The organism is Actinopolyspora lacussalsi subsp. righensis (genome assembly GCF_900116555.1).
Lineage (GTDB): Bacteria > Actinomycetota > Actinomycetes > Mycobacteriales > Pseudonocardiaceae > Actinopolyspora > Actinopolyspora lacussalsi.
The window spans coordinates 169,534-186,348 of record NZ_FPAT01000007.1 but is presented as its reverse complement, the minus strand read 5'-3'; the positions used below and the strand labels follow the sequence as shown (position 1 = coordinate 186,348).

Below are 16,815 nucleotides of genomic sequence, written 5' to 3'. Positions count from 1 at the left end.
GGACGAGTGGTTACGTCTCGCGGATAGCTGCCGGACCAGCTGTTCCGTGGTGACCGCGATTCCGCCGCCGTTCGAACGGCAGCACGGGATCGAGTGCTTGGTCCACGCTCCGGCCCGGATCTGGAGGGCCTGTTGGGCGGAAGTGACCAGTCGAACTGAAACACCCGCGGACCGGAGTCTCTCCGAGGAGAGTCGAAAGCAGCGAGCAGTACGAACCAGGCACCACGCGCTACGAATCAACGCTCCATCAATAATCGATCTGTGCCTCGCCCCACGCACGCTCGAACTCTTCCCGGTCGATCCACTCGGCGCTGAGTCCTTCCTGACCGGAGATTTCCTCGAGCGGTGGAAACGGGATTTCAGCGAGTCCGGAGTTCGCGGTTTCGTGGCTTTCGTCGGCCCACTCGGACCGACCATCACGGTAGAACTGCACCTTCCGAATCTCGTAGCCGTCGCCGCCGAGCTCGCTGAGATACAGCACGGGCTCATCGACGAAGTCGTGTTCCCATGCGACCTTGACGTACCTCACCTCTGGCTCCTCCCGGATCTCAGGACGCGGCCGGTGAGTTCCTCGGGCTGAAACCTGTCCCGGTCCCGGTTGAGAAGCGGATCGTCGGTGTCCGGCGGGCCGCCACAAGACCAGGGCCTTACTCGCTTGGGCCGGGTGATCCCCTGGCTCCGACACAGCTTCGTCATCAGGAGTCCGAGCATGACCGTGCCTCTAGGGAACACCCAGAACAGCAACCACGGCTTCGCGGACCTGGCTCTCGATCCGCCGCAACCTGACCTCGTCCCCAGGGCTTTTGGTGGCCCTCTCGATCTGCCACTCGATGAACGTGGGGGCGAACCAGATCCGTTGGACCAGCCTGTAGTCAACGGTGTCCCCGACCGGAGGAATCCGCGACAACAACGCTACATACTCCTCCCCCGCCTCGGGATCGAAATGGCCCGCACGGAGCCTTCCCAAAAAGCCGGTGTCAATGTCCCACACCTCGTCCAACGCCTCCAGCAGCTCTTCGTCCATCACCAACCTCCTATTCACCGGCGCACGATAGCCTCACTCGACACACTGACAGACCAGAACCTCCCGAACCTCCCGGCTGTGAGAGTTCCCAACAGGTTCGCTGGGGAGCGGTGTCGGCGGCCAAACGGATGAGGCTTGTTGCGAGGTTGGGGAAGGCAATGAAGTGGCGGGCTGTGCGTTCGTAGCACTGGCTCAGGCGACAGTAACCGGACGAACAGGCCAAACCGCGCTCGACGAGCCATCGGCAGCGGCCGAGCCTCTCGCAGGAGTGGACGCCGATCCGAGTGATCCGTAGTGCGAGTCCTCGCTGTCTTAGATGTTGGCTGTCGAGACCGCCGACTCCGGGGGGGGGGGAGTCCGGTCCGGTCGGACAGCAGGTGGATCGTTGAGCCGGACTTGCCGCGACCGACGGGGCTGAGACCGGTCCTCGAACCCCTTCATGGCACGAATCTCGGCCGCGTCAACCATCGCGCGACCCCGCCGATGCACTGTGGAAGCAGTGGCTCCGAAGAGGAGCGACAGATACCGCCGGACATACCCCTTGGTCAGCTCTTGCGCGGGGAGGTAAACACCGATCGATCATTCAGCAGGAGCCGTCCCACTACCCTGCGGTCGCCGCGAAGCAGCGGAATCAACGGGCGGATCAAATCCCACAACTCATCCGGCATCAATCGCCGTGACAGCCAATCCACCATCAAGCACCCACGACTACCACACGTTCGATGCTTCTAGATCGCCCAGGAAAGCTTACTTCGTGCCCAGTCCCGCATCGGCTCGGATCCATACTCAATGACTTCCAGGAGAACATCCCTCGCTGATCTGTTTCTGATTGAACCGATAGCCCATATGCATTTCACGGCAACTTGATCGAACTCGTCCCAAACGGGTCTCCACCAAAGTGTCTCACGAAGAACAGGCAGCGTCTCTGGATCTCCGATATAGGAGAGGACTTGCAACACGTCCTCATTCGGAACAAGCTCACTTCGCATCTCGAGCGCACCGATCAGCGCATCGCTATAGGAAAAAGCAGGAAACTCGTGAGCCGCCAGCAAGTACGCCTCGAAACTATCCCAATCCCGCCGGGCGAGGGAAACTTCAAGTCCACCCATCACTTGCTCCACACAATCAGGCATATCTCTGACTCGCTCACGCATTCGCTCGATCGACAGTTTTTCGCAGAAAAGCACATCCGCGAGATTTTCGCACACACAATTATCCAACTCTACATGGCCAAGTCTCACTCGGGGATTTTCTCACGGCAAGCAGGAGGAAGAGGCTACCGCAACGTTCATAACGAGCTACCAGGCAGCGAAAGCCCGACAGCCACGGAAGTGGCTGTGCACACCCGCCACCAGCACCCGACAGCCGCACCGAACCAACACCGGGCAGATCCGGCGTCGACCCCGGACGCGACATGCCGCCACCACGCCGGAGACCACCCACAGCCCCCAACGCATCCGGCACGAACCCACCGGCATCCCCCTCCGACGACGCCGACGCCGCATCCGACGCCAACACCGACTCCAGGGACGACACCGTTGTTCGAGGTCCCTCACCCTCAACGGTTCGGCCTCAGCTACCAGGCAAGCTGCGCGGTCACATGCGAGTCTCAGTGACCCGCATCGAGCGTTCCTTACTCGCGGGGCACCTTGATGATGCCTTTGTCCTCGTCCTCGGCGAGCCACTCGTTCGACTCGTGGAAATCGACAACATCGCGAAGCCTGCTCCGAACATCCCCCGGAACGGACTTGACCGCCTCGTTGAACGCCTCCACCGCACCGGCGGGAGACCTGGCCACAGTCACAAGAACAACTCCACTTTGATCATACGGAATTCGAGTGAGCTCCTCAGCCGCCCAAGCGACACCCTTCCCGAGATCCGCGGGAGGAAAACGCTCCAGAGCACCATACGCGGCTTGATAAGCACCGTAATCGTATCGGACTTTCAACGAAGAAACGATCGGAACAACCGCCTCCGAACCTTCATCACCGCTCACGGAGTCAGCCAGCTCCACATAGCGATTCCACTGCCGCTCGGCTTCATCCTGCGGAACAGTCTCATCCTCATCCTGGACGATCTCACCGCACTCGACGATCTCAATTTTCCAGTCCACAGACACCCGACACCAACTCCTCACTGTGTTCCCTACGACCGCGGCAACGAAGAAAACCCCCATGAAAGAAGCTGGACACTAGCAGTGACGCGCATTACCCACTTCAACCGCTAAAGCCCCGGCTTTAACACAGCTTCACCGACAAGCAGCCAAGCGCAGACTACGTGTTCGACCACTCTAGGGAACACCTAGAATAGCAACCAATGCTTCGTGAGCTCGGCTCGCGATCCTCCTCAACTTGTCCGCTTCATCAGGACTTTTGGTGGCCCTCTCGATCCGCCACTCCATAAATGTAGGGGCAAACCAAATTAACTGAATCAGCCTCGAATCAACGATATTATCGATCGGTGGGATCCTTGACAACAGCGCCACGTAGGCTTCCCCCGCTTCGGGATCAAACAGGCCTGATCGGAGCTTTCTCAAAAAACCAGACTCGCCGTTCCATGCGTATTCCAACGCCTCCAGCAGATCGTCCTCCATCAGCAATCTCCTCACCAACGCCTCACGATGGCATCGACCGACACACGTCGAAAGATCAAAACTTCCTGATCCTTCCTTGCATAAGCCCTATTATTCCTGCTGTGAAAGGGACGAGATGAAATGCCTTCGGCTCCCGCAACGAACCCACGAGTCGATCGCCACCACGACATGCCCCAGTAACTCCAACATCCCGCACTAAGCATACCCGCTTGCGCCGCGCGGCCTCACGCGCCGCCGCCTTGGCCCGCGCGACCGTCGCCACGGTGGAACTTCCTACCACTGGACGATACAACATCAGCGGCCTTGCCAGCCTTACAGGGTTGCCGCAACACCACTGAGGTAATCCACCAATCAAAGGAATTTGATCTACGGTTGAGAGCCTCTCCAGAAAGTTCTCCTCCACCAGTAAAGCCGTGTCCGATCTTTTGGCCATTCGTTTTCTACGGTTTCCAGCGATTCGAAATTATCGACATCCAAGTCGATAAAACGAAAACCAGGATCAGACGGCCAACAGCGATCAGGATCGCAACCCTTTACTCCGAGGCAAAAATTGCATGCACTTTTTACCTCCTGGCTATACTGCGCCTCGACGAGCGAGGACCGATTAGCTCCTCTTGTACGGTGAGGCCACCGGAGCTGGATCAAGTCATCTTCCCAGCCACACACAGGACAAATCAAGTACGATCCAGGAGGCTGATCGTGCACAAGACGACCACAGCACGGACACGGATAACCTGGCATCTATTGAATCTCCATCCCACTACCATGGAGCCAAGTAAGTAATGATACCTCGCTACCCAGCAGACCCGAATTCACCCGAATTCGGATGAGCCTGGATCAAAAACGCCGCACTTTCTCCTCATCTTGTTTCATAAGAGCCCCTAACGTATCCGTCTGGGGACTCGATACCAGCAGATGAGGCTGGTGGCCAGGTCCAGGAAGCTGTGGTGGAGATCGGCGCGGCGTTCCCAGCGGGTGACCAGGTGTCGAAACCAGTGCAGCAGTGCGAGGGTGTATTCGACGACCAAGCGCACGGATTGGTTGGTGTCGTGGGTACGTTTTTGGCTGATCAGGGAGTGATTCCGCGTTGGCGGAGCTGGTCTCGGTAGAGCTCGTCATCGTAGTCACGGTCGGCAACGACGACCTCGACCACCGGCAGCAGTTGGGTCATGTCGTTCCGGTTGCCGCCGGTAAGCGTGATGGCCAGCGGCACACCACCACCGTCACAGATCAGGTGATGTTTCGAGCCGGTTGTGCCCCGGTTGACGGGACTCGACCCTGTGGCCGCCCCCCTTTTCGCGCGGATGTGGGAGGCATCCACACACGCCCACGACCGGTCGATCTCACCAACGGCATTGAGCTCGGCCAGCAACACCTGCCGATCCGACAACGGCTTCGAACCCGTCCGACTCACCGAACGACCGGCAACAGCGGCTCAACCCGCTCCCACAACCCGTCCGAGACCACCCACGGCGCAACCATCAAACAAGATCATCTCACCCCGGTGCCACCAATGTGTTAGGTGCTCTAAATAAACTGGTTCCTTGCCTACAGGACGACATCCTCATCGAGCAATCCTTCACGGCGAACGCGATATATATCCCCGAGAGAACCCATTTCGCCATCCCAGACCGCACGAAACTCGATCCCCGTAAGCCCGAACTTCGTAACGATCTGCACAAATTCATCAGTAAAAAGAACCACATGAGGATCATCGGCCAGCCGAAAAACGCATGGTAAAGATACATCATCCCTGAATGAATATTTCCTAACCCCTATTACGGAACCAGAAGAACGCACATCTATTTTAGATTCTTCATAATTCAAACCCGAAACAAAATAAGTACAATTAAAAACAAACAAGTTGTCATGGTCGCAACGAATCCTCAGAAATTCCCCATAAGGCGCCAGCCATGGATACAGCACCTCGTATGCTCGTTCACGCATAACGAACGCATCGGCACTGTACCACGGGAAGTCCGAATAGGCGCCGCAAGGAATCCCCTCGTCATCATGGATGTACTCCATGTCTACAGGCTTCCAGTGATCCGCCTGCGACTTCCCACTAAGCAAGAACAGCGGCAGTTTTCCCTCGTCCGCAGGGGTTACCCACTCGACTCCCTCAGGAGGCATCGGATGATATACCCGCACGATCTCTCCTAATCACGGCCACTCTCCAGCATGCAAAACATCTTTGAATCTCGAAAGAGATTCTAGCACTTCCTCGGCCGAACCCGCTCTCGAAAACTCTCGCTCAACAGCGAAGTAGTATTCGTTTCTAAAAGTTTTGTTATGCGTAGTGCGACCTTCAGGATTTTCCCCTCTTTCCGTCTGCGGAAGAAATATCCCGTTCCTGGGATCATTGATACTGATTCCAAATTTTTCCAGAGCAGCACGCGCTCCAGCCACCTTAGGTGATCCACTTGGCACAATATGATGTGCCTGATGCCCAGCCGCAGGCGGAAATTCTCCTATAGCCTCTAAATTTCTTTTGAGCTTCTTCGACTGAGTGGAACAATTCGAGTTGTGGACGAGTGTTTCGTCGTGGCCGTTGAGGTCGACGTAGTAGGTGTGGGTGTCGTTGATGGTGAGGTTGTGGACCCGCTGCAGCGCGGTCCAGGTGCGGATACTGGTGACCAGCCGCTGCTCACCCTCAGCGGTACGCACCCGATCCCCAGCCTGGAGATCGGCCGCGTCGACCCACTCATCCCGATTGGGCACCCAGAACGGGTGCTCACCCGTCGCGGTCACCGACTCGGTCGCGGATCCTCGGTCACCATCGGTGTCGACGGTGACCTCCACCAAGTGCTTCTCACCCTCGCCGGTGATGGTGGCCGTCACCCGCTCCGGCTCGGTCTCCCCGCTCTGCGGGTCGGTGGCCAACACCCGATCCCCGAGCTCGACCTCCTCGATCGCCTTCCGCGACCCATCGGCCAACACCACCTCGGTACCCGGCACGAAACTGTTCGGCGTGCACGACCCACCAGCACCCGACGAACCGCCAGAGCCCGACGACCGCGCCGAACCACCACCGGGCAGCTCCGGCGCCGACCCCGGACGGGACATGCCGCCACCACGCCGGAGACCACCCACAGCCCCCAACGCATCCGGCACGAACCCACCGGCATCCTCCGCAGACCCCGCCGACGCCGCATCCGCGGCCAGCACGCCCAGCTCGATCGGCTCCTGGTTGTCCAGCCGATTCAGCCTGTTCTGCACCTGCTTGGAGACCGTGTTCGACGGCTTCGGCTTGGGGTGATGCGTCATCGCATCGTCACGCACCCGCTTACGCCGCGCCGCCAACCGGGCCGCCTCACGCGCCGCCTCCCGGGCCTGAGCGATCGCCGCCCGCGACATGGTGCTACCGGCCGCCGAACCACCAGCGGAAACGGCCACACGCCCACCGACGTGCCCCACGGTCTTACCGACCCGAGTACCGGCCCTACCACGGGCCTTACCACCACCGCGACTCTTACCCTTGCTCTTGGCCTTGCTACCGCCCCCGCGATTGAACTTCCTACCACTGGACGGCACGTCGTCGGCCGCCTTGCCCGCCTTGCGGCCCCGACTCCAGGTCTTGTAGCCCTTGTAGGCGGTCTTGACTCCCTTGGCGATCTTGCCGACCGGCGTGAAGTTCGCCGCCGTCCAGGCACACCCCGCCCAGGAGCCCTGCAAACACCGCTTGGCGTCGTTGTAGCCCGACACCTCCTTGACGACGTCGAGCGCCTTGCCCCAGAAGTAGCCCCGCGGATCGATCCGCGTCAGCGGATTACCACCCGCATAGGCGTACCGGTTGGCATCGGTCGTGCTGGTCGGATCCAGGTTCGCCGAGTCGCGCGAGGTGAACGTACCCGTGCCGGGCCGGTACCAGCGCGAGCCCATGTTCACCTTGCCGCTGTCGGAATCGGTGAACTGCCCCTGGTAGCCCAGCGAGGGCTGCGAGCCCTCCTGCTCGCTCACCTGGCCGAACGGCGAGTACGAGCGCCACCCCGACACCGAACCGTCACCCGGCGAGACCGTGCCCACCAGGTCGGTGTGCTGGTTGGTCACCGCGATCCCGGCCGAGTCGCCGTTGCCGACCCCGAGCGCACCACCCTCCGGCGTGTAGGAGTACTCGCTCTGCCCGTCCGAGGTCACCTTCAGCGAGTCGCCCGCGTAGGACAGTGAACGCGACCCGGACGAGACCAGCCGGTTCAGCGCGTCGTAGCCGTAGGACTTGCCGCCGTCGGCGGTCATCTCGCCGTAGGCGTTGAACCGCACGTCGGTGGTGGTCCCGCCCGCGCTCCGGGCGGTCACGGTGCCGCGCGCCGAGTACTCGAACTCGGTGCCGCCCCGCGAGAGCAGCCGGTTGCGTTCGTCGTAGGTGGCCGTCTCGCCGCCGGAGCCGACGAGGTTGCCCGCCGCGTCCCAGGAGTACTGGGTGACCTGGTCACCGTTGTCCCAGGAGGTGAGCCTGCCCGCCTTGTCGTAGGTGTAGTCCGAGGTCGTGGTGGCCGAGGCCGTCGAGTTCTGCTTGCTGATCAGCCGGTCGGCGACGTCGTAGTCGTAGGACAGCTCCGTGCTGACCGAATCGTCGGCCCGGTGCACCGTGTCGGAGGAGAGCCTGCTGAGCTCGTCGTAGCCGTACTCGCGGTAGGTCCCCTGACCGCCGTACTCCACTTGGGCGCGGCGCCCGGCGTCGTCGTAGCCGTACGTGGCGGTGATGCCGGTGAGCGGGTCCACCGCCGTGGCCAGTCGTCCGGCCGCGTCGTAGCCGAACGACGCCTCGCCCGCCGCCGTGGTGGTGGTGCTGATCCTGCCCTCGTCGTCGTAGGCGAAGGTGGAGTCACCGGAGGGCCCGGCGGCCGAGACCAGGTTGCCGCGGTCGTCGTAGCCGAAGGTGTTGGTCTTGCCGGACACCGTGGCCGAGGTCATCCGCCCGGCCTTGTCGTAGCCGAAGCTCCGGTCCGGGGTGGACGCCTCCGCACCGGAGCCGCTCTCGCCGACGAGGTTGCCCAGCGCGTCGTAGGACTTGCTGACGGTCACCCCGCCCGGTTGGATCTCCCGCTTCACCCGTCCCAGCGCGTCGTAGGCGGTGGTGTAGGTGCGGTCGGCGGCGTCCGGGTGCCGCTCGGTGGCGGGCTCGATCGTGGACTCGGTCGTGTTCCACGAGTTGACGGTGTAGACGGTGTTGTTGCCGTTGCCGTCGGTGGCCCTGGTGACGTTGCCCGCCGCGTCGTAGCCGTAGCTGGTGGTGATCTCCTCGCCGTCGGCGACCGGGCGGGTGACCGAGCGCAGCCGGTTCAGCGGGTCGAACGAGCGGGTGGTGGTCACCCCGTGCGCGTCGGTGCTGCTGACCTGGTTGCCCGCCCGGTCGTAGCCGAAGGCGCGGTCGCGCACCTCGTCGCCGGAGGCGTCCAGGTCGGACGTGCGCAGCAGCCTGCCCGCGAGGTCGTACTCGTAGTTGGTGGTCACCCCGGACGGCTCGGTGATCGAGACCGGTTTGCCCTGCGCGTTGTAGACCGACGTGGTGGTGTTGCCCGCCGGGTCGGTCATGCTCACCGGGTTGCCGAGGTCGTCGTGCTCGTAGGTGGTGGTCAAGCCGGTGGGCGTGCTGACCGAGGCCGGGTTGCCCAGCGCGTCGTAGGTGTAGCGGGTGGTCAGGTTCCTGGTCGGTTCCGGCACGCGCTCCACCACGGTGGAGGTGATCGTCCTGCCGAGCTCGTCGTAGGTGTAGTGCCGCTCGGCGCCGGTCACGTCGGTGACCGAGAGCCGCTCGCCCAGCGGGTCGTAGGTGGCGCGCCACACGCCGCCGGACTGCTCACCCTCGCGTGCGGGATTGGTGCGCCGCACCAGGTTGCCCAGTTCGTCGTAGCCGAACGTGGTGGTGTCGCCCAGCGCGTCGGTGCTCTCGACCACGCGACCGGCCGCGTCGTAGCTCTTGGTGCTGGTGGCGGTGATCGGCTCGCTCGCGCCCGGCGGGGTGTAGTCGGGCCTGGTGGTGCTCACCTGCCGCCCGGCCTTGTCGTAGGCGCTGGTGGTCACGTTGCCGTTCGGGCCGCGCCGCGCCACCGCTTCGCCGAAGGTGTTGTAGCCGTTGGTGACCACCGGCGAGACGGGCTCGGCCGGGTTGCCGCCGGATTCGGCCCGCACCTCCGGTCGCGTCACGGTGACGCGCCTGCCGAGCTCGTCGTAGCCGTACTCGGTGGTGAACTCGGCCGGATCAGCCCCCTGCGCGGTGCCGCGCGGGTCCACGGTGGACGTCACGAGCCCGCGCTGGTCGCGGTGGCTCTTCGACACCAGGGTTTCCCCGCCGGTGTGGACGGTGTGCGAGAGGCGCCGCCCCATCGGGTCGTAGTCGCTCTCGGCGTGCCGGACGGTCTCGCCCTGGGGGTTCCGGTCGATGACCTCGACCGGGTTGCCGACCGCGTCGTAGCTGGTCTCGGTGGAGCGCAGCACCCGCTCGCCCTCGCGGTCGGTGCTGCGCACCGGGCGTCCGGCGGGGTCGTACTCGGTGCTGGTGCTGTACTGCCCGTCACCGCGGACCACCAGCGACTCGGAGCCGTTGCCCAGGTACTCGTAGCGCCGCAGCAGCAGGTCGCGGGTCTCGCCGCTTTCCGGGTCCTGATAGTCCAGCAGTCGCTCGGCCGCGAGCTGCCCGTCGTCGTAGTAGGTGCGGGTGGTGGTGCGGCCCATCGCGTCGGTGACGCTGGCCAGCCGACCCGCCGGGTCGTAGGCGCGGGACTCAAGCACCACGTCGTGCGGTTCGGAACCGTCACCGCTGAACCCGGTCACCGTCATGGTGGCCAGCTGGTGCCGGGCGGCGGTGTAGGTGTAGGTGTACTCGGTCCCGGTGGGAGTCACCCGGCGCACTACCTCGCCGAACTCGTCGTACTCGGTGCGGGTGACCCCGCCCTCCGGGCCGGTGACCTCCAGGCGACGGCCCCGGTTGTCGTAGGTGTAGGAGGTGGTGCGGGCCGGGTCGTTGCCCAGCGCGTCGTCCACCGTGGTCTCGGCGATGCTGCCGTCGCCGTTGTAGGTGTTGCGCACCCGGCGCTGGTGGAGCTCGCCGGTGACGGCGTTCTCGGTCTCGGGGCCGACCTTCTCGACCAGCCTGGAGGCCTGGTCGTAGTCGAAGGTGGTGGTCAGCCCGTCCGGTTCGCTGTCGGAGACCTGGGTCTCGGTGGTCTTGCGCCCGAGTCCGTCGTAGTCGTACTCGGTGACCAGCCCGGCCGGGTCGGTGACGCTGGCCAGGTCACCGGCGCTGGTGTAGGTGTGGCTGGTCTCGTTGCCCGCCGGGTCGGTCTCGGAGGCCAGCAGCCCCGGTGGCTGGGTTCCGCCGTCCGGAGCCGGTTCGTCGCCGGTGGTGTAGGTGTTGGTGGTGGTGCGCTGGGCACCGCCGGTCTCACCCGGCTCCGAGGTGCTGGTGAGCTTGCCCGCGGCGTTGTAGGAGTAGGTGGTCAGGTAGGTGTCGTCGGTTTCGGAGTCCGAACGGGCGTCCCGGAACTCGGTGACCTTGCCGTTGCGCGGGTCCAGCGGGTCGTCGGGGTTGTGGTAGTAGGAGCGGTAGCTGGTGTAGCACTTCTCGGTGCCGTCGGTGCGGCATCGGGTGCGGGACAGCTGGTTGCCGCGTTCGTCGTTGGAGATCCTGGTGGTGTTGCCGTTGGCGTCGGTGATCCGGTTGACGAACCCGCCGGTGTCGTAGCCGTACACCTTGGTGGCGCCGTCCGAGTTGGTCACCGAGATGGTCCGGCCACCGGCGTTGGGGTCGTAGGTGTAGGTGCGGACCCCGCCGTCCGGGCCGGTGATGTCCACGGCCGTGGCCGCGTTCCTGGCCGAGTAGTGGTCGGCCACGCTGGCGCTGTCCAGCGGCCGGTGGTAGAGGGCCACCTCGCCGATGGAGCCCTCGAAGTGGTTCCACACCTGGTCGGGCAGGGCGGGCCAGTCCTTCGAGTCGACCTGTCCGATGCCGAGGAAGTCGTAGCGGAAGAAGTTGTCGACCTCGCCCGATTGCGATCCCACCATGTCGCCGTCCAGGTAGAGCCGCTGCGAGTCGCCGGCGGCCGACAGCGCCACGTGGTGCCACTCACCGTCGTTGACGGCCGAGTCGGTGGTGATCCCCGAAACCTTGCCGTTGCGGAAGTGCCCGCGCAGCTTGCCGTCGGTGCCCACGTAGAGCACCGGCACGGCACCGGTGGACGGTTGGGAGACGTTCGGCCCGAAGTAGCCGGTGGCGTAAAGCACCCCGCCGGCCGAGCTGGAGGTCTTGAACCACATCTCCACGGATAGTCGGCCGCGGCCGCGCGCCTGGCTGTTGGGCAGTCGCACGTACGAGCTCTGCCCGTCGAAACCGACGGCTCCCGCGCCGCGCATCGGCGGGGAAACGTCCTTGTCGACACCGTGGTAGGTGGCGTCGGTCAGCGCGTGCACCGATTCGGCGTGCGTGCTGCCCGCCGGATCGCCCAGTGTCCAGAGGGTGTGGACGTTCTCCTCGCGCACGGCCGCCCGGTAGTCGGCCGCGTCGCCGCGCGCCGCGTAGTGCTCCTGGGCGTCGGAGGCTGAGACTCCGTAGGGGTACAGCGCGACCTGTCCGATCGAGCCCTCGAAGTAGCCCCAGGTGCCCTCGGGTTTGGCGGGCCAGTTCAGGCCGTTGAGCAGCCCGGTTCCGACGTAGCCGTAGGGGTCGACGTTCTGCAGCTCGCCCTGCAGCGTCTGGACGGCGTTACCGTCCAGGTACAGCGTCTGCTGCTCGGGCTTGCCGGACAGCATCACCTGGTGCCACTGGCCGTCGTTGACCTTGTTCGCCGAGACGGCGCCCTCGGTCTTGGCGTTCCAGAAGTGGCCGTGCAGCTTGCCGTCGGTGCCCACGTAGAGCACCGGCATGGCACCGCCGGTGGGGTTCTCGTCGTCCGGGCGGTTGTTGCCCGTGGAGAACAGCACGCCGCCGTCGGTGCTGGAGGTCTTGAACCACAGTTCGACCGCCAGTCGTTTCCTGCCGGTGAGCGCGTCGTCCGGTAGCTGGACGTAGGAGCGCTGCCCGTCGAAGGAACGCGCCGCGGTGTCCGGGAACGGGCCGGAGGTGCGCGAGACCGAGTGGTACTCGGCGCGCCGCAGCGCGGGATCGCCGCGCGCGGTGGTTCCCTCGTTCTCCCGCAGTCGCCAGTGGGCGTTCGGGCGCGATCCGGTCACGGCTTCGCCGTAGCGGAACCCGTCGCCCTCGGTGGTGGACTCACCGACCTGCCAGGTGCCGCCGTCCGAGTCGGTGTAGCTGGTCACCCTGGCGGTGGACGAATCGTAGGAGATCTCGGCCGCGTAGGCACCGCCAGCGCGCTTGATGGAGGTCAGCTGTTCGGTGGCGGTGCGGGCAGCGTGGTGCTCGGCGGCGACGGTTCGGCCCATCGGCTGGTGGTACATCGCCACCTCGGCGATGTCGCCGTCGAAGTAGTCCCACGTCGCGTTGGGGGCGGCGGGCCAGTCGCGGGAGTTGAACCAGCCCGCGCCGACGTGGTTGAGCGGGTCGACGTTGGCGAGTTCTCCGCTCTGGCTGCCCACGGTCCGCCCGTCGAGGAACAGCGTCTGGGTGTCGCGGGCGCCGGAGAGCACCACGTGGTGCCACTCACCGTCGTTGACGGTGGAACCGGTGGCGATCCCGGCCGTCTTGCCGTTCCAGAAGTGGCCGTGCAGCTTGCCGTCGGTGCCCACGTAGAGCACCGGCATGGCGGCGTCGCTCGGGTTCGAGGTGCCCGGCCGGTCGTAGCCCGTGGAGAACAGGATCTCACCGTTGGAACTGCTGGTCTTGAACCACATCTCCACGGCCAGGTACTGCGAGTTGCGCACCATGTCGTCGGGCAGCTGGACGTAGCTGGACGAGCCGTCGAAACCGGCGGCGGTGGTGGAGCCGCCCGCGATCGGGCCGGGCCTGCCGTGGGTGAGGTTGTGGGAGGTGGCTTCCTTGGACTCCCAGTAGCCGGGTACCTCGCTGGTCACGGCGGTGCCGGACTGTTCGGACAGTCGCCAGTAGGCGTGCGGGTTGGCGTCGAGCGTGACCGAGCGGTAGTGCGAGCTGTCGGTGTAGGTGTAGTTGTCACAGGCCCCGGTGGGGTCGCAGACCCTGGTGAGCCGATCGCCGTCGTAGTGGTAGTACCAGGTCGACACCGGATCCGGCGCGGTGCTGACCTCGGTGACGTGCCCGCCGGAGAAGGTCAGGTTCAGCGAGCGCCCCGAGGTGGCGTCGGTGACCGTGGCGAGGTTGCCCGAGTCGTCGTAGGAGAGGTGCTGCTCGCGCCCCTGCGCGTCGACGATCCGGCTCAGCCGTCCGTTCGAGTCGAACTCGTAGCGTTGGCCGCCCTGGGTGCGCAGCGTCCAACCGTCCGATTCGGTGCGCACCAGCGTGGCGGTGCGGCCGGAGGGGGTGGCGTAGCTGCCGTCGGGATTCCGCCCGTAGCGGGCCTGCTGCCCGGTGGCGTAGGTGACCACGACGTTGCCGGAACCGTCGTCGTCGGGCACCACCCGCGCGTCCCACTTGGTCGACCAGCCGGAGCCGAAGGCCAGGTTCTGCCGTGGGTCGAGGCTGTTGTAGGAGCGCGCCACGGACAGTTCCGGACCCACGGCGGCGATCTCGGCGTCGGTCTCGACCTCGGCGAAGTTGCCCACACCGGGGTCGACGCGCCCGCCGACCTCGTCACCTGAGGAGAGGTGGCTGGTCACCGGCGGCTGCGGCACCTTGGTGGTCAGGTGGGAGCCCTGCGTCCAGGGGCTGGCGATCCGCATGTCGCCGATCTGGCCGTACCAGACGTAGTTCTCGCCCCAGGTGAGCTCGCCTTCCGGCACCGACCAGACCGGGGAGTCCACCCAGCCGGAGTTGAAGCAGTCCTCACCGGACGCGGAGCAGACCTTGAAGCGGTAGTTGATGCCCTCGCCCGGGTAGGCGTCCTGGTCGTGACCGGTCAGCGCGAGCGTGGGGGTCAGTACCGAGGCGTTGTAGTCGCTGGGCGGCGACATGGAGTCCACGGCGGGCGGCTGGTTGGGCACGGTGAACGCCACCGACGCCGACATCGGCGCACCGGTCGAGGAGAACCGGGTGGTGCCGTAGTGGTCCATGTCCCAGCGCAGCGAGTACTCGCCCGGCGGCAGTTTCTCGACGCGGGCGTCGAGGGTGACCGTCTGTCCGGGAGCGACGTCGTGCGGCATGTCCGTCCACGCCGTGGAGGTGCGCGGCAGCTCGTTGCCCTCGGCGTCCCAGAGCCGGTAGCCCAGCTTGTAGTCGTTGTCCGGGGTCCAGGTGTCGCGCCCGCGGTTGGTCACCGTGACGCTCATCCGGCCGTCGTCGCTGCTGGTGACGACCGGGCTCATACCACCGAGCTCGTAGTCGGCCCAGTACGGCGTGTAGGTGACCTCCAGGTAGGGCGGGTTGGCCGAGGCCGCGCTGGCGAACTTCTTCCAACCCTTGGAGTCGGTGTCCGAGGCGCGCAGCGCCAGGCCGTGGTTGGGTTCGCCGTGGGTCCAGCCGTGCACGAGATCGCGCCCGGCGTTGCCCAGCGGGATGTCCACCCACTGCGACCCGCAGCTGTCGTTGTAGCCGTGGGCGAAGCTCTTGCGGGCGATCTCCGCGCCGGTGGCCGGTCCGGGATAGCTCTTGCTGCCCTGCACCGACCAGGGCTGGGTGACCTCGTGCACCCGAACCGGCCTGGCCTCGCAGGAGTAGGACCAGGTCTCGAACATCCGCAGCCTGGCACCGAGGATGTAGTTGCCCGCCAGATCGGAGCTGATCGAGTCGAACTTCAGGAAGGCGGCGGCCTTGTTGCCACCGCCGTTGTAGGTGCCCACGCTCATGTTGGGCTCGCCCGAGTAGTCGCTGTCGTAGGGCGACTGCACGTAGGTGGTGCCGTCGGTGTCCTTGCCGACCACGCTCGGGTCGACCTTGACCGGGAAGACCCGTTCCGGGTCCGCGAGCCACTCCTCGTCCACCGAGACCCGCAGCACGGGCTGCTCGGCGTCGCCGACGATCTCGTACTTCACGCCGTCGGAGCGCACGCCCTCACCGGAGCGGGGGTGGACGTTGGAGTCCACCATGTAGCCCGGCGGGATGACGTGGCGGACCTCGCCCTCGGAGTCCTTGAGCAGCACCGAGCCCTCGTGCGGCTCCGGCGTGAGATCGCCGACGTTCATCGGGAAGTCCCACACGGTCGGCGCGTCGGCCGACTTCAGCCGGATCGTCTCCTTGATGCCGACCGCGGTGGCCTGCAGGTTGAGATCGGACTGCGGCCGGATCCCCGGGTAGGTGACCGAGCTGCCGGAGACCTTCGCGGTGACGTCGGCGGCGTCGGCCACCCGGAATCCCAGGGATCTGCCGTCGGCGAGTTCGACCGAGGCGATCTCGGAGGTGCTCGCGGCGTCCGCGAAGTTCTTGGTCCGCGAGTCGGTGGTGGTCTTCCAGACACCGCCGTCCTGTTCCAGGGTCAGATCGACCGGCTGGAGGCCGCCGTCGGTGGTCTCGGCGAACTTCTGGCTCTGGTAGACGCGCAGCGTCCTGGTGCCGTCGGCGTTGGCGAAGGTCTGGCTCTGGCTGGAGCGCTCACTCTTGAGCTCACGGCTGGTGTTGGGATCGAACCCTCGAGTGGCGGCGTCCGGTTCGGAGCCGATGCTGACCTTCGCCTTCTCCGGCAACTGCTGCGGCAGTTCCGGGGCGGGCGGGCGTTCGTCCGAGGGCAGCCCCTCGGCGGGCCGCGCGTTGTGCGACTTCCCGCCGGATTCGTTCTCGGCCGAGGTGTCCTCGCTGGAGGCGTCGTGGGAGCGCCCGGCCGCACTGCCCTGCCGCTGTTCCGGGATCTCGCCCTGCGTGGCGGCCCGCGCCTGCAGCTGCGGGGCGTTGATCAGCCCCACGACCACTGCCAACGCGAGCAGTAACGACCCGATCCTGGCGGGACGCGGCGTGCTGCCACGGTGCGCGTCGTAGCTCATCAGAAGTTCCTCACCAGCCGTGAGCCGCGGACCGCCCCACCGCGACAGCGGAGAGCCGACCACGACCCGAGTGGAACCGAGCGGAGCACCGGCCACGCCGGAGCGACGGAAGGCGGTGTGCCCACACCGGACCCGTCTCCGTTCGGTCCCGAACTGCACGTACCGGCGTCACGCGGCGGAACCCGGCAATCCGGGCCCGGCCGTCGAAACGCCCGGCGGAACTTAGCCGTGAAACTGGCGTGAATTGAAGAGGGTATAT

At 65.2% G+C, this 16,815-nt stretch carries 8 protein-coding genes and 1 pseudogene; all 9 read right to left on the bottom strand.

All coding sequences use genetic code 11. From position 1 onward, the window contains the following. Positions 1–247 precede the first annotated feature (247 nt). The 9 genes and pseudogenes from BM394_RS14265 to BM394_RS23525 all read right to left on the bottom strand — a co-directional run bounded on the left by BM394_RS14265 (position 248) and on the right by BM394_RS23525 (position 16,556). Positions 248–529 (bottom strand): DUF6881 domain-containing protein, encoded by a 282-nt coding sequence (locus BM394_RS14265; protein ID WP_092978670.1) that lies wholly within the window; start codon positions 527–529, stop codon positions 248–250. Between the two features lie 192 nt (positions 530–721). Continuing rightward, positions 722–1,024: a hypothetical protein gene (locus tag BM394_RS14255; protein ID WP_092929369.1), complete on the bottom strand. Its 303-nt coding sequence runs from the start codon at positions 1,022–1,024 to the stop codon at positions 722–724. Positions 1,025–1,752: 728 nt separating this feature from the next. After that, positions 1,753–2,265, bottom strand: a complete 513-nt coding sequence (locus BM394_RS14250; RefSeq protein WP_139235226.1) for a HEAT repeat domain-containing protein — start codon at positions 2,263–2,265, stop codon at positions 1,753–1,755. Positions 2,266–2,657: 392 nt separating this feature from the next. Next, complete coding sequence (locus tag BM394_RS14245) at positions 2,658–3,143, bottom strand: hypothetical protein (protein WP_092978665.1); 486 nt, start codon at positions 3,141–3,143, stop codon at positions 2,658–2,660. Between the two features lie 171 nt (positions 3,144–3,314). Beyond that, on the bottom strand, positions 3,315–3,617 hold the full coding sequence (locus BM394_RS14240) for a hypothetical protein (protein ID WP_092978663.1): 303 nt from the start codon (positions 3,615–3,617) through the stop codon (positions 3,315–3,317). Between the two features lie 366 nt (positions 3,618–3,983). Next, complete coding sequence (locus BM394_RS23725; protein WP_092978661.1) at positions 3,984–4,358, bottom strand: CPCC family cysteine-rich protein; 375 nt, start codon at positions 4,356–4,358, stop codon at positions 3,984–3,986. A 140-nt stretch (positions 4,359–4,498) separates the two neighbouring features. After that, positions 4,499–5,099, bottom strand: a pseudogene (locus tag BM394_RS23720) (transposase). Positions 5,100–5,165: 66 nt separating this feature from the next. After that, positions 5,166–5,768 (bottom strand): hypothetical protein, encoded by a 603-nt coding sequence (locus BM394_RS22470; RefSeq protein ID WP_139235225.1) that lies wholly within the window; start codon positions 5,766–5,768, stop codon positions 5,166–5,168. Positions 5,769–5,780: 12 nt separating this feature from the next. After that, positions 5,781–16,556 carry a LamG-like jellyroll fold domain-containing protein gene (locus BM394_RS23525; protein WP_139235224.1) on the bottom strand — a complete coding sequence of 3,592 codons (10,776 nt, stop codon included), beginning with the start codon at positions 16,554–16,556 and terminating at the stop codon, positions 5,781–5,783. Between the last annotated feature and the right edge of the window lie 259 nt (positions 16,557–16,815).

Bases quoted from the DNA above. Each gene is read 5' to 3' on its own strand.
- BM394_RS23525 (WP_139235224.1), bottom strand. From the start codon at position 16,556: ATGAGCTACGACGCGCACCGTGGCAGCACGCCGCGTCCCGCCAGGATC.
- BM394_RS23725 (WP_092978661.1), bottom strand. From the start codon at position 4,358: ATGCCAGGTTATCCGTGTCCGTGCTGTGGTCGTCTTGTGCACGATCAG.
- BM394_RS14255 (WP_092929369.1), bottom strand. From the start codon at position 1,024: ATGGACGAAGAGCTGCTGGAGGCGTTGGACGAGGTGTGGGACATTGAC.
- BM394_RS14240 (WP_092978663.1), bottom strand. From the start codon at position 3,617: ATGGAGGACGATCTGCTGGAGGCGTTGGAATACGCATGGAACGGCGAG.